14 protein-coding genes and 1 tRNA gene are annotated in these 13,065 nt (G+C 66.6%); 4 read left to right on the forward strand and 11 right to left on the reverse strand.

The window, feature by feature from the left end:
* Window positions 1-3: 3 nt before the first annotated feature.
* The 3 genes from ACQHI0_RS26880 to ACQHI0_RS26890 form a co-directional block, all read right to left on the reverse strand.
* Window positions 4-1,275, reverse strand: coding sequence for a YibE/F family protein (locus tag ACQHI0_RS26880; RefSeq protein ID WP_427904571.1), 1,272 nt, complete (start codon window positions 1,273-1,275; stop codon window positions 4-6).
* A 458-nt stretch (window positions 1,276-1,733) separates the two neighbouring features.
* Window positions 1,734-2,987 (reverse strand): pyridoxal phosphate-dependent aminotransferase, encoded by a 1,254-nt coding sequence (locus tag ACQHI0_RS26885; RefSeq protein ID WP_427904572.1) that lies wholly within the window; start codon window positions 2,985-2,987, stop codon window positions 1,734-1,736.
* A 147-nt stretch (window positions 2,988-3,134) separates the two neighbouring features.
* Window positions 3,135-4,394, reverse strand: a complete 1,260-nt coding sequence (locus ACQHI0_RS26890) for a helix-turn-helix domain-containing protein (protein ID WP_427904573.1) — start codon at window positions 4,392-4,394, stop codon at window positions 3,135-3,137.
* A 203-nt stretch (window positions 4,395-4,597) separates the two neighbouring features.
* On the opposite strand from ACQHI0_RS26890, the gene ACQHI0_RS26895 reads away from it, so the two are divergent.
* Complete coding sequence (locus ACQHI0_RS26895) at window positions 4,598-5,107, forward strand: hypothetical protein (protein ID WP_427904574.1); 510 nt, start codon at window positions 4,598-4,600, stop codon at window positions 5,105-5,107.
* Here the strand turns inward: ACQHI0_RS26895 and dcd are convergent.
* Both dcd and ACQHI0_RS26905 read right to left on the reverse strand, forming a co-directional pair.
* Entirely contained in the window at window positions 5,026-5,625 is a 600-nt protein-coding gene (gene dcd / locus ACQHI0_RS26900) for a dCTP deaminase (protein ID WP_067455312.1), read from the reverse strand. The two genes, ACQHI0_RS26895 and dcd, sit on opposite strands and share 82 nt — an antisense overlap.
* A gap of 101 nt (window positions 5,626-5,726) precedes the next feature.
* Window positions 5,727-6,110 carry a hypothetical protein gene (locus ACQHI0_RS26905; RefSeq protein ID WP_427904575.1) on the reverse strand — a complete coding sequence of 128 codons (384 nt, stop codon included), beginning with the start codon at window positions 6,108-6,110 and terminating at the stop codon, window positions 5,727-5,729.
* Between the two features lie 277 nt (window positions 6,111-6,387).
* Here ACQHI0_RS26905 and ACQHI0_RS26910 point away from each other — a divergent pair.
* Window positions 6,388-6,458 (forward strand) — tRNA-Gly (locus tag ACQHI0_RS26910).
* Between the two features lie 59 nt (window positions 6,459-6,517).
* Here ACQHI0_RS26910 and ACQHI0_RS26915 read toward each other — a convergent pair.
* The 6 genes from ACQHI0_RS26915 to ACQHI0_RS26940 form a co-directional block, all read right to left on the reverse strand.
* Complete coding sequence (locus tag ACQHI0_RS26915; protein ID WP_427904576.1) at window positions 6,518-6,856, reverse strand: hypothetical protein; 339 nt, start codon at window positions 6,854-6,856, stop codon at window positions 6,518-6,520.
* A 108-nt stretch (window positions 6,857-6,964) separates the two neighbouring features.
* A complete protein-coding gene (locus ACQHI0_RS26920) occupies window positions 6,965-7,462 on the reverse strand; it encodes a flavin reductase family protein (protein WP_427904577.1) in 498 nt (165 codons plus the stop codon).
* Window positions 7,455-7,982: an NADPH-dependent FMN reductase gene (locus ACQHI0_RS26925; RefSeq protein ID WP_427904578.1), complete on the reverse strand. Its 528-nt coding sequence runs from the start codon at window positions 7,980-7,982 to the stop codon at window positions 7,455-7,457. Before ACQHI0_RS26925 ends, ACQHI0_RS26920 begins: the two co-directional genes overlap by 8 nt.
* 26 nt (window positions 7,983-8,008) lie before the next feature.
* Window positions 8,009-9,409, reverse strand: coding sequence for an acyl-CoA dehydrogenase family protein (locus ACQHI0_RS26930; protein WP_427904579.1), 1,401 nt, complete (start codon window positions 9,407-9,409; stop codon window positions 8,009-8,011).
* Window positions 9,409-10,524: a dimethylsulfone monooxygenase SfnG gene (sfnG, locus tag ACQHI0_RS26935; RefSeq protein ID WP_427904580.1), complete on the reverse strand. Its 1,116-nt coding sequence runs from the start codon at window positions 10,522-10,524 to the stop codon at window positions 9,409-9,411. The genes ACQHI0_RS26930 and sfnG overlap by 1 nt, the downstream gene beginning before the upstream one ends.
* Before the next feature lie 86 nt (window positions 10,525-10,610).
* Window positions 10,611-10,928, reverse strand: coding sequence for a hypothetical protein (locus ACQHI0_RS26940; protein WP_427904581.1), 318 nt, complete (start codon window positions 10,926-10,928; stop codon window positions 10,611-10,613).
* A 111-nt stretch (window positions 10,929-11,039) separates the two neighbouring features.
* Here ACQHI0_RS26940 and ACQHI0_RS26945 point away from each other — a divergent pair, with 111 nt between their 5' ends.
* Together ACQHI0_RS26945 and ACQHI0_RS26950 are read left to right on the forward strand one after the other, a co-directional pair.
* Window positions 11,040-11,789 carry a crotonase/enoyl-CoA hydratase family protein gene (locus ACQHI0_RS26945; RefSeq protein ID WP_427904582.1) on the forward strand — a complete coding sequence of 250 codons (750 nt, stop codon included), beginning with the start codon at window positions 11,040-11,042 and terminating at the stop codon, window positions 11,787-11,789.
* A gap of 168 nt (window positions 11,790-11,957) precedes the next feature.
* Window positions 11,958-13,064: a DUF4185 domain-containing protein gene (locus ACQHI0_RS26950; RefSeq protein ID WP_427904583.1), complete on the forward strand. Its 1,107-nt coding sequence runs from the start codon at window positions 11,958-11,960 to the stop codon at window positions 13,062-13,064.
* Window position 13,065: the final 1 nt, after the last annotated feature.

Raw genomic sequence — 13,065 nt, forward strand, 5'->3', positions numbered from 1 at the left:
GTTTCAGTTCCGAGCGTGCCGTGCCCGCGCAGGTGCCACCGCGGCAGGCTTCGAACCGAACGGTCGCGCCAGCATCACCGCGATCGCCGTGGTCAACGGCACCGACAGCGCCAGCGCGATACCACCCACCGCCGATCGCGTGATCTCGATGGCGACCGCGTCCCCGGTGAGCACATCGGTGATCGATCGCCCCGCCACACTGAACAGCAGCAGAAGCGGCAGCGCCCCACCGGCATAGGCGAGCACGAGCGTGTAGACCGTACTGGCGATGTGGTCGCGCCCGACCCGCATGGCCGCGGTGAAGATCTCACGTCGCGTGGCGCCCTCATCGAGCGCGGCGAGTTCGAAGGCCGCCGAAGCCTGCGTGATGGTCACGTCGTTGAGCACACCGAGCGAGCCGATGATGAATCCCGCCAGCAGCAATCCGGTGATGCTGACGTGCTGAATGTAGGTCGCCACGTTGGTGTTCTGCTCTTCGGACAAGCCGGTGAGATGGGTGACCTCGATCGCCAGCCACGACAGCACCGCCGCCACCACCATCGACGCGAGCGTCCCGAGCAACGCCGAACTGGTCCGCAGATTCACCCCGTGCGCTAGGTAGAGCACCACGTAGAGGATCAGCGCCCCTGAGACCAGCGCCACCGGGATCGCCGCCTTCCCGTCGAGCAGCGCGGGCAACAGGAACATCACCACCACCCCGAAGGCGAAGCACAACCCCACCAGCGCCCGGAATCCCCGCCACCGCGCGACGACACAGATCACCACCACGAAGGCCAGCACGATCAACAGCAACGGCAGTCCGCGCGAGTAGTCCTCGAACCCGTACAGGGTGATGCCCGCCGGGTCGGCGGCCCGCACCATCCGGATGTCGTCACCCGCGCGCAGATCGGGCTGTCCTGGGCCCGGCGCGATTTCGAACAGTGTCTTCTTGCCCTCGTCGGGCCCCGATCGAATATCGATGATGCTGCGCTGACACGTGTAGGCGGCGGTCCTCGGCGGCTCCGGTGTCTGCGCGAACGCCTTGCCCATCGACGGACTCCCACACGGCCCGACGTCCTGCATGACCACGGTCCCGGCTTCGGTCTGCACCGCCCCGCCGGACATGGTCTGCATCGGCAACGGAATCTCGACGTGCTGGGCACTCGGCCACAGAATCACCGTCGCGACCAGCACCACCGCCCCGATGATCCCCAACAGCCCGACAACGACCTTGGCGGCCGTGTCACTGATGGCGATAGGCCCGGAATGGTCGTGATGGTGATGATGCTCGCTCACGGCCCGAAGCTTAAAGGAACCAGCCCGCCACTCCGCGAATCCAGGCCAGGCTCTGGCGCGTGGGTCCCTGCCATGGCGGGCGGCGGCATGTTCGTGCGTGGCCTGGTGCCACACAAAAAAACCTCCCCGGGTCCAAGTCAGACCTGGACCCGGGGAGGCGGGTTTGTGGGCGGCGGAGAGCAGGGGGGTGTCTCCGCCGCCGGAGGCAGGCGCCCAGGGGGGTAGGCGCGCGTACCTGAGGCTCTCGGTTGTCCAGGGGGGGTAGACAACCGGGCCAGGGCGCCGAAGCGCCGAGGTCTACTGTACACAAAAGATGGACTTTTGCACTAGTAGATCTTCAAAACATCCAACATTCCGAACTCGCAGTCTGTTTTACCTGCCATACCAGGATGGCCATCCTGCCCAGAGCCCAGAAACGCACTGGTCAGAGCCGTGACAGGTGAGCTATCTCTGTAACTCTACTGCCGGTAACCGGCGAGGAAATTGCCGAACCGTTCGATCGCCACGGCCAGATCCCGCGCCCACGGCAACGTCACGATCCGCAGATGGTCGTTCGCGGGCCAGTTGAACCCGGTCCCCTGCACCATCAGGATCTTCTCCTGCAGCAGCAGATCGAGCACGAGCTTCCCGTCGTCGTGGATCTCGTGCACATTCGGATCCAATCGAGGGAACGCGTACAGCGCGCCACGCGGCTTCACACACGACACACCAGGGATCATGTTGAGCCGCTCCCACGCCACGTCGCGCTGCTCGAGCAGCCGCCCGCCGGGCAGGATCAGATCCTCGATGCTCTGATGCCCGCCGAGCGCCACCTGGATGGCGTGCTGCGCGGGCACGTTCGGGCACAACCGCGACGACGCGAGCAGGTCGATGCCCTCCAGGAAGCCCGCCGCGTGTTCCTTCGGCCCGGTGATCGCGAGCCAGCCCGCGCGGTACCCGGCCACCCGGTACGCCTTCGACAGGCCGTTGAACGTCAGGCACAGCAGGTCGGGGGCGAGCGAGGCCAGCGAGATGTGCTTGGCGTCGTCGTAGAGGATCTTGTCGTAGATCTCGTCGGCCAGCAGCAGCAACCGATGCTTGCGCGCCAGGTCGACGATCTGCTGCAACACCTCCGCCGAGTACACCGCACCCGTCGGATTGTTCGGGTTGATCACCAGCAAGGCCTTGGTCTTGTCGGTGATCTTCGATTCGATATCGGCGATATCGGGCTGCCAGCCGTTCTCCTCGTCGCACAGGTAGTGCACCGGGGTACCGCCGGCCAGGCTGGTCATGGCTGTCCACAGCGGGTAGTCGGGGGCCGGGATCAGCACCTCGTCGCCGTTGTCGAGCAGGGCCTGCATGGTGACGGTGATCAGCTCGGACACGCCGTTGCCGAGGTAGACGTCGTCCACATCGAGCTCGGGGAACCCGGGAACCAGCTCGTACCTGGTGACGATGGCGCGCCGGGCGGACAGGATCCCCTTCGACTCGGAATACCCCTGGGCATACGGCAGCGCGGCGATGATGTCGCGCATGATCACATCGGGCGCCTCGAACCCGAACGGGGCCGGGTTGCCGATGTTCAGCTTGAGAATGCGGTGGCCCTCGGCCTCCAGACGTGCTGCCTGCGCGTGAACCGGCCCACGGATCTCGTAGACCACGTTCTGCAGTTTGGTCGACTGCTCGAGAACGCGCGGGGGCAGGTGCGGATGTTGAGGACTCACGGTCCCCATGGTGCCACTGTCCGCAAGCCGATTTATCGCCTGGCCCACCGGTAGGTAGTTATCGCAACGCCTGGTCACGCACGAACATGGGCGACTCGTCGGGAACGAGCTGACGCGATGCCCGCCCCCGCCGCCGGTCGCCGACGCATGCCGCGCCTAGGTCCGGCTGGCAGTCCCGGGGAGGGGGAACTGGACGCAGAACTCCTCGATTCGCTCATCGAGGCCTCGCGCTTCGACGGCGTCGCGATACGTCGGGGCGGCGATGCGGCGGCGCAGGCCCACGAGGCGTTCGCTCAGTTGGGCGATGCGTTTGTCCTCGGGGAGGTCGAGGACCGGGCGGAGGGCGTCGGCGGCGCCGTCGATGCTGCCGTTGATGAGGTGGGCGGCCGCGTTGTCGACGCGGGCCAGCGATTCGGCGCCGTAGGAACGTTGCAGCGGCGGGCCGCTCGAGTAGAGGGTGATGGCGCGTTCGGTGGCGGCGAGTGCCTGTTCGGCGCGGCCGAGCTGGATGCAGGTGGCGCCCGCGTAGTAGGCGGCCTTGGGGGGGCCGAAACCGAACACCCCGCCGATCTCGTCGTGCAGTTCGTCGCGGCGGTCACCGGCCGCCACTTCGGCCGCGCGCAGGCACCGGTCGGTCTCGACGTCGCTGCCGAGCCGCGCCCACACCCTGGCCTCGATGTTGAGCAGCCGCACCCGGCCGAGTCCCGGCCCCGCGAATTCCTGCCCGCTGCGCGCTAATTGGACGGCGTTGCGCGGCCGGTCGGACCAGTTCTCGATCAGCGCGTGCATGCCGCGCGTCCACGCGCGTAATCCGTTGTGCCCGCTCAGTTCCGCGTAAGCCCAAGCGGCCCTGATCTGTTCGCCCGCGGCATCGAGATAGCCGAGGTCGGTACTCGCGTTGGCCAGCAGCCCCGACAACGTCCCTGCCAGCAGGTATAGGTGGCTGGTGTCGACGGGCTTCTGCTGCCCGTCGAGTAGTCGATACACCCGCCTGCGCACCCGCAGCATCTCCACCATCATGGGTGCCGGTGCGGCATGGACGTATTCGTTGGCGATACGCCGGACGTCGGCGTCGAGCTGGGCCAACGTCGTTGCCCCCACATTGGTGCCCTCCGCGGCGGCCGCGTGTTCGCTGGCCTCGTGCGCAGCCGCCATAATCAACTCCCTCTCCGACAACACCTCGGGCACAGCACCTTTGACAGTTCCCGCATCGACGAACGCGAGCAGGTCGGCATCACCCGCGGGCGCCAGCAGGGTCGAGAATCGCGCGCGCACAACGTCATCGGAACGGGCCAGTGACGTATCGAGCGCGGCCTGGTTCACCGGACGCGGGCGAACCCGCACCCCGCCCGCCTCCCACTTCGACACCAGCCGTTCGTGCACACCGAGGTGAGCCGCGAACTCCCGGATGCTCATTCGTTTGGCATCGCGAAGAGCTCTGGCCTCTCTCCCTGTCCACTCCCCGACCACGGCGTCACCTCATCCGACGGACAACTCCCCTCCAGAGTACGAGCGTCACAGTGAGACACACCACAACTTGGCGGAATCGGTTGCCAGAGGCAGTGAAAGGGCGGTGCGGGGCAGTGGTCACGCGCGCTCGCGTGCGCGATTCTGGAAGCGTGGAAGCCAGAACTGTCGACGACTGGGTGCGGTGTTACCAGCGTGAATTCCGGCTACCCGTCCGCGAGCGCGGCGGCTTTGTGATGCTGCCGATCACCGACCGGCTCTGCGTGGTGCACCTTCCGACCACGCGCGCCGAGAAGGTGCTCACGGCGCTGCGCGAGCAACGCTGTGAGGGTCCGGTGCTGGCACGTCAGATCCGCTGGAGCGTGCTCGCCGTACCCGACGCCAGGCCCTCCGAGGAAGAGGCCGCCGAGCTCGCGGGGCTCGATATCGATATCCCCGGCACCGGCAGCGCCGTGATGCTGCCTACGAACCTGGGCCGCTGGAGTCGCGAGGGCTGTCACTGGGTGCGCCCACCGTCCGGCGGTGGCGACACCCTGCCCGCGCTGTCGCTGGTGCTGAGTATCGCGGTGGCGTCAGGCCCTCAGCGAGTCTCGACCGCGCTCAGCGAATCGGGCGAGAGGGGAAAGTTGAGGTACGACCGCGACGGCGTCGGCCCCCGCTGACCCTGATACTTCGACCCGGCCTTGGCGCTGCCGTACGGGTGCTCGGCCGGACTCGACAGCCGGATCAGGCACAGCTGCCCGATCTTCATCCCCGGCCACAGCGTGATCGGCAGATTCGCCACATTCGACAGTTCCAGGGTGATGTGCCCGCTGAACCCCGGGTCGATGAACCCCGCCGTCGAATGCGTGAGCAGCCCGAGCCGCCCCAGACTCGATTTGCCCTCCAGCCGCCCCGCCAGATCGTCGGGCAGCGAGCACACCTCGAGCGTCGACCCGAGCACGAACTCCCCCGGATGCAACACGAACGGCTCACCAGGCTTCGGCTCGACCAGGCTGGTCAGCTCGTCCTGCTGCTGCGCCGGATCGATATGGGTATAGCGACTGTTGTCGAACACCCGGAACAGCCCGTCGAGGCGCACGTCGATGCTCGACGGCTGAACCATCGACTCGAGCATCGGTTCGACACCGAGCCGCCCGGCGGCGATCTCGGCCCTGATGTCACGATCGGAGAGCAGCACCGGCCCAGTGTAGGCAGCTGACACCCCAGGTAGGGCGACCCCCTACCCTCGAGCACACACCGATCCGTCCGCTGGAGCCGAACACACCTCGCCGCCTCGGGCTACTCGGTCGGCGGCACTGCGCCGGTCTCCGTCGCCGGCACCGGCGTCCCCATCTCGGCGGTCTCGGTCGTGTTCGGGCTGTCGCCGCCACCGTGGTTCGGATTGGTGCAGATGGTGCCCTCACACGGCACCCAGCTCCCGTCCCCATTCGGATTCGACATCATGTTCGGCCCAGGCGCGGGTGCCGTTGTGCTCATGTGCTGGTGTCCCGGCTCCCCGTGCCCTTCGTCCTGCCCCACCGTGGTGGTGGTGGTCGGCTGCACGGTGGTCGTACTGGACGTGGTCTTCGACGTGGTCTCGGTCCCGGACCCGGAATCATCCGAACAACCGGCCCCCAGCACCCCCAGCGCCGCGATCACCGAAACGAACAGAACCCGCCTCATTCAGTCAGCCCTTCGTCATCCCGGCCATCGACCCGATCCCACCGAGCCGAACTTCGAACCGGAGAACTAGTTGCGCCGCACGAACACGGCATGGCCGGATCCCGCACGACGAACGCTGACGAAAAATGTGCGAAACCCGCTGCCCGCACTCTAGATCGCCGCACCGACAACCACCGCCGAAACTCGCCCGACCGCCCGGCTACCAGCGCGAACCCGGCAACACTTGCATCGCACGGCACGAGTTCTGATAGAGTCGCGACAGCGCCAGCGGCGCAGTGCCGATGTAGTTCAATGGTAGAACTTCTGCTTCCCAAGCAGATGGCGCGGGTTCGATTCCCGTCATCGGCTCAACGACAAAACCCCCAGGTCATCCTGGGGGTTTTGTTTTTCTGTCGGCCTCGCCCGCGTCAATAGGTGGTGAACACCCAGGAGCCGTCACAGCCCCAGGCGGTGTTCAGCGCGGAATCGAAGTACCACGTGCCACGGGGCGGGGTTCGCACCACCCAGCCATCGTCGGAGGCAATCGCCTGGTCGTCCACTGTCAATATCGTGGTGGTGAAAGGGGCCACCTCCCACCATTCGTCCTGGAATGCATTCTCCAGGTGGATGACAACAGTGTCGGGAAGCTGGTTCGCGACTGTCAGGCACGCATTCGAGTCCGGGCTTGCATGGGCAGGTGCGGACACCAGAAACGTTGCGGCGACTGCGATACACACCGCACCTACACGACCGACGAATGAACTCATCAGGATCTCCCCCGTTCACTGGAGTGGACAGACAGATGCTGTCCCCGGTGACAGATTTATCGAGATCCCTTGGCGAAATCTGGTGAAACGCTTGGTGTTACGTAGCACTCAGCCCGCGTGCAAGGTGCGGAACTTGCTGCCGTGGAAGACCAGCGGGTCGATGTCCTCGCGGGCGGCGACGCGGTTCACGCGCAGGATCACTACTAGATGGTCGCCGGCGCTGACCTGCGTTTCCGGCACCCCTTCGATCCAGGCCGTCGCGCCGTCGATGAACACCGCTTCGCCGGTTCCGCGATGCAGCGCGGTTTCCCGGAAACGGTCGCCGTTGCGGGCGCCGAGGGCCTTGGCCGCGGCCTGCTGGTCGGTGCCGAGCAGGCTCAGGCCGAGGTGGCCGGCGCTTGCCAGTTTCGGCCAGGTCGATGACGAGTTCTGGACGCAGAACGAGACGAGCGGGGGGTCGAGGGAGACGGGAACGAAGGTACTCACCGCCAAACCTTGTGGGATGCCGTCGATTTCGGCGCACACGGCTACGACACCGCTGGGGAAGTTGGCGAAGGCGCGGCGTAGACCGTTGCCGTCTGCGGGAAAGTCCAAGAGCTCATGCATGATTCGTTCCCTCCACCGGCGCTACGGCCGGGTCTGTCAGTGCCGCGACGACGGGCGCCCATCGCCGCGCGTATTCCTCGATAACGCCGTCTTCGCCGAATGTCTTGTCGGACAGATAGAGCCCGGGCAGCGCGGCGGTGCCACCGATTTCCACCAGGACGGGCTTGAGCAGCAGGTCTGGCGCGAGGGCGTGGGCCGGGCCCGCGCCGAGCATCACCGGCACGGTCAACACACCGGCAAGCCCGGTACCGCCGTCGAACTGTTCGAGGAATAGTTTCAGCAGACCGGTGTAGGTGGCCTTGAAGGTCGGGCTGACGAATACGACGAGCTCGGACGCCGCGACCGTGCGTGCCGCCGCAGTCACCGCCGGGTCACCCCAGCCGAGCAGGCCGGGCCCGAGGGTGACCAGGTCGATCACCGCGGGCTCGGTGTCGGGGCGCAGCGCCCGTGCGACCAGCACGGCAGCGGCGAGGGTGCGCGATGCGGGTTTCGGGTTTCCGACGACGACCGTCACTGTCATGGAATGTCCTTGTCTCGCTCGGTGATTCAGATAACGCCGTGCAGCGGCGGCGGTCGGTTGTGCAGGACGGCCCGCCCGATGTGCTGGTATTTCCAGCGAACCGGGTCGTGCAGCGTGTGGGTGCGCGCGTTGCGCCAGAAGTGGTCGAGCCGATGTTCGGCCGCGGCGCTACGAGTGCCCCCCACTTCGAATATCGCCGCGGACACCTCGTTCGCAGCACGGTCAGCAAGGATCTTCGCCGTCGCAACCGCGATCGACGCCCGCGCGCCATCGCCATCGAGGGATCCCGCCGGATGCGACTCGTTCGTCGGCGCCGACCGAACCGCCGCATCCACCGCCGCACCCGCGACGATCAGCGTCGATTCAGCAGCCGCCACGGCAACAGCCAATTCCCCGAACCGCTGCACGACCAGCGGATCGTCAGCCGCGTGCGCAACCTCGGCCTCGAACCACGCCCGACTGCGCGTCCGCACGAACTCGGCAGCCGCCCCCAGCGCACCGCGCGCGATCCCGGCATCGATCGCCGCATGCAGCAGCTGCGCGAACGCCCCGTACCCGGTCGGCGCGTTGACCGCCGCCGCCCGAGCGACCAACTGCTCACGCCCGACCGCCACCCCGTCGAACTCGACAGTCCCACTTCCAGTTGTCCGTTGCCCCAGGGCATCCCAGTCGTCAACGATCCGCACACCCGGATCCAGCGCTGGCACGAAGGCCACATACTCACCAGGCGCTAGCCCCGAAATACCCTGCGGATCATCAAGTCTGGTCAACACCGCAAGCAGATCAGCGAACAACGAACCCGTGCAATAGAACTTCGTCCCCTCGACCACAAACCGCCGGGCGCCGACGCCCGCACTCGTGGCATCGATCCGCCACTCGCCGCCGCGCCCTCGCTCGCCGACGCCGGCACCTGGTCCGTCGACTCCCGGCGCGCCCAGCCCGAGGCCGATGCCATTGCGCTGCACATCGGCCTCGGGCACATCCGCGCCCGCACCATCGACCGGCCGCAGCACCGTGGAGATCTCAGCCACCGTCGCCCCACCACGCTCGGACTGCGCGTTGGCGATCCGCGCACCCGCCAGCACCTTGCCGAAATACTCCTGCCGCTGCGCCCGAGTTCCCGCCAGCCGCAACAGGTTCAGGTACACGAAGTGACTGTGCGGCACCTGCGCGATATTCGGATCAGCCGCGGCCAGGATCCGCACCACCTCGGCGACCACACTCGGCGGCAGATCGGCCCCGCCGAACTCGGCGGGCACCGTGATCGCGAGCAACCCACTGGCCGAGAGTTGATCCAGCTCTTCGTGCGGCAGCCGACGCGAGAAATCACGCTCGGCGGCACCCGCGGCGAACACCTCGGCCAACTCACCAGCGATCCGCACCGCCTGACCCGCCGTGGTAATCCGCTCGGCGGTCACCACCGTCATCAGCGCCCCGCCGCGACCGGCGTCGCGGCGGCCTCCAGCTCACGGACCAGCGGCAGCACCTTCGCGCCGAAGTACTCGACCTCTTCCTGGAAGTGCAGGAACCCGGCCAGGATCAGGTCGACGCCGAGCGCCCGGTAGGCCACGATCCGCTCGGCTATCTGCTCGGGCGTGCCGATCAGCCCGGTCCGGAATCCGTCGTTGTACTGCACAAGATCCTCGAACGTGGAGTCCGCCCACATGCCCTTGCGATCACCGGTGGACGCACCCGCCTGCTGCACCGCGTCGCGGAACCCTTGCACCGCAGGTTTGTTCGCCTTCTCGACGATCTCGCGCAGGGTGTCGCGCGCTTCCTTCTCGGTATCGCGGGCGATGATGAACCCATTGAGCCCGAACTTCACCTCGCGGTCGTTGTCCCTGGCAACAGCACGCAGATCGTCCAATTGCTCTGTGACGCCGTCGAAGTCCTTGCCGTTGGAGAAGTACCAGTCGGCATGGCGGCCACCGTTGCGCCGGGCCGCCGTGGAGTTACCACCTTGGAACAGTTCAGGATTCGGCCGTTCAGGGGAGTTGAGTGGCTTCGGCTTCAAGGTGAAGTCGCGGATCCGGTAGAAGTCGCCGCCGTAGTTCACCGCGTCCTCGGTCCAGATCTTGCGGATCACCTCGAGGAACTCGGCGCTGCGCCGGTATCGCTCGTCGTGTTCGAGCCACGGCTCGCCCAGCGCCTTGAACTCACCGGCGAACCACCCCGACACCACATTGATCGCGAACCGGCCCCCGGACAGATGGTCGGCCGTCGCGCCGAATTTGGCCAGCACCGCCGGGTGCCACAGCCCCGGATGCACCGCGGCGATCACCTTGAGCCGCTCGGTGGCGGCGAGCAGCGCGAGACTGAAGGAGGTCGACTCGTGCTGGAACTCGGCGCCGTAGGAAGCGGTGTAGCGCACCTGGGTGAGCGCGTAGTCGAAACCATTGCGCTCCGCGGTCTGGGCGAGCTTGCGGTTGTAGTCGAAATCCCAGCTGGTGCGCTGCTCGATATCGCTGGTCACCAGCCCGCCACTGACATTGGGCACCCAGTAGGCGAACGAGACCTGGTCGGCGATCTTCTCCGTGGTCACGGCGGTTCCTCCTCGTCGTCGGCCTCTCCAGTGCAACACCGGCAGCCGACCCCGACGAGGGTTTGAATCGGCGCGATCGATACGCGTCAGCTCCCCAGACGCACGCAATCGGCCGCGATCTTCGACTGCGCCGCGCCCACCTTGGCCGAGTCGTCCTCGCTGAGCAGCTTCGCCGGATCGTCGGACTGCGCGTTCGACACCATCACCCGCAGCCCGTCCTGCGACATCCCAGAGTCGAGGAAGACCTGCGCCGCGCAGTCGGCCAGCGCCGGGTTCTTCAACCCCTTGTCCTGCAACGACTTCGACAGCTCGGCCTGAGTGACCGCAGGTGCTTCGTCGCCACTGCCGCAAGCCGACAGCACGGGCAGTGCGAGCAGTGCCGCGGCAATCAGACAGATCCGCATTCGGTGAGTCCTCTCGATACCTCGCGCGCCCAGACGACGCGCGTTCGGATCATGCCGCACCCTCGTCCGCATGGCCACCCACTCAAACTGACTCACGAGTAAGATAGGGACATGGGAGACCACATCACCGTCCGCTTCGACAACGACCGCGCCTACGTCGAGTTGAACAGGCCCGGCAAACACAACGGGCTCACCTTGGAAATGCTCCGCGATCTCGTGGAGGCCGCCCGAAAAGTGGCCGACCACAAGACAACCCGCGCCGTCATCATCACCGGCAACGGCCCGAGTTTCAGTAGCGGACTCGACATCGCAGCCGCCACCCGCAATCCGGTGGCTATCGTCAAAGAATTCCTGCCGCGTCCTTTACGCGGCACCAATACCTTCCAGGAAGCCTGCTGGGCCTGGCGCCGCCTCGACGTCCCGGTGATCGCCGCGATCCATGGCCGTTGCTTCGGCGGCGGCCTCCAGATCGCCCTCGCCGCCGACTTCCGGATCGCCACCCCCACCGCCGAATTCTCGGTAATGGAAGCCGCCCACGGCCTGATTCCCGATATGACAGGCCCCGCCACATTGTCACAGCTCATCGGCATCGACCAGGCCATGCTGCTGGCGATGACCGCCGACGCGATCGACACCGATTACGCCCTCCGGATCGGCCTGATCACCGACGTCGCCGACGACCCGGTGAAGGCCGCCCACGCCCTCGCCGACCGCATCACCGCCCGCGACCGCAACGCGGTGGCCGCCGCCAAGCACCTGTTCGACCGGTCGTGGCAACGCAATTCGCGCGCCACCTTCACCGCCGAGCGCTTGGCCCAACTCCCATTGCTGCTGCGCAAAGCCATGGGTAGTAGCGACTGACAAGCAATCGACCTGGGAATTCATGCCGACTACCGAAGGGATGTACCCCACATCACTGTTAGCGGCTGTTAGCATCGCTTCGATTCGCTGACCAGTCGAAGAGTGGTACGTGACGGCAAGCCTCGAAACGTGCCCCGCTTTCGGCGTGACCCGGAGGCTGCATCACCTGTGAACAAGACCGGATCCATCCTGCTGTCCGCCCTCGCAGGTACTACGGCCTTGCTGGTGAGCGCCGCGCCTCCCGCCGTCGCGAACCCCAACGCCATCAACCCGATTCCCGTTCTCAACGGCACCCACGGCCTGCCCGTGCTGCACGGGCGCACCCAGGCGGTGTTCCAGGTAACGGGCATGGCCAGCCCGAACAACACCCAGAACTACAACGTCCTCGGTACCGATCTCGGCATCATGTGGGACAACGGGCGCGGCGAGATGCTCACCGCCTTCGGCGACACCGCGGGCCTCGGCTTCCCGAACCTGCTCGCGGGCAGCACCTGGGCGTGGCGCTCCAACATCCTGGTCCGCAGCCACGATAAGAACCCGGCCGACGGGATCATGTTCGACGGTGTCGTCCGCGATGTCATCGGCCAGGCGCGCGACCTGATCCCCAGCCCCAAGATCCCGTTCCTGGAGATCAGCCGCATCCCCACCGCGGGCATCTCGGCCAACGGCGTGCAGTACATGTCACTGATGTCGGTGAAGACCTGGGACGCGCCCGGCGAGTGGACCACCAGTTTCTCCGGCCTGGCCGCCTCGGCCGACAACGGCGAGACCTGGGCCGATCTCGGCCACACCCGCCGCCCCGACGAGGGCGGCAACGCCAACTTCCAGATGAACAGCTTCGTGAAGGACGGCGGCTTCGTCTACGAATACGGCACCCGCGCCGGCCGCAACAACGAGGCGTTCATCGCCCGCGTCCCCGAAGCTCAGATCGAGAACCTCGCCGCCTACGAGTACTGGGACGGCGGTGAGTGGAAGCTCAACGACGTGAACGCGGCGGCCCCCATCATGGGCGGTGTCGGCGAGCTCTCGGTGATGTTCAACGAGCACCTCGGCCAGTTCATCTCCCTCACCACCGACCCGTTCAACTCCGTGGTGATGCGCCGCGCGCCCTCCCCCGAGGGCCCGTGGAGCGGTCCCGAGGTGCTGATCGATGCCCGCGAACTCCCCACCGCCTACGCGCCGTCGATCTTCCCCTACCAAACCGGCCGCGACCTCTACTTCATGACGACCATCCACACCCAGTACAACGTCGTATTGATGCGCACCACGCTGTAGG

Origin of the sequence: Nocardia sp. FBN12, from assembly GCF_050320175.1 — a bacterium.
Taxonomy (GTDB): Bacteria; Actinomycetota; Actinomycetes; order Mycobacteriales; family Mycobacteriaceae; genus Nocardia.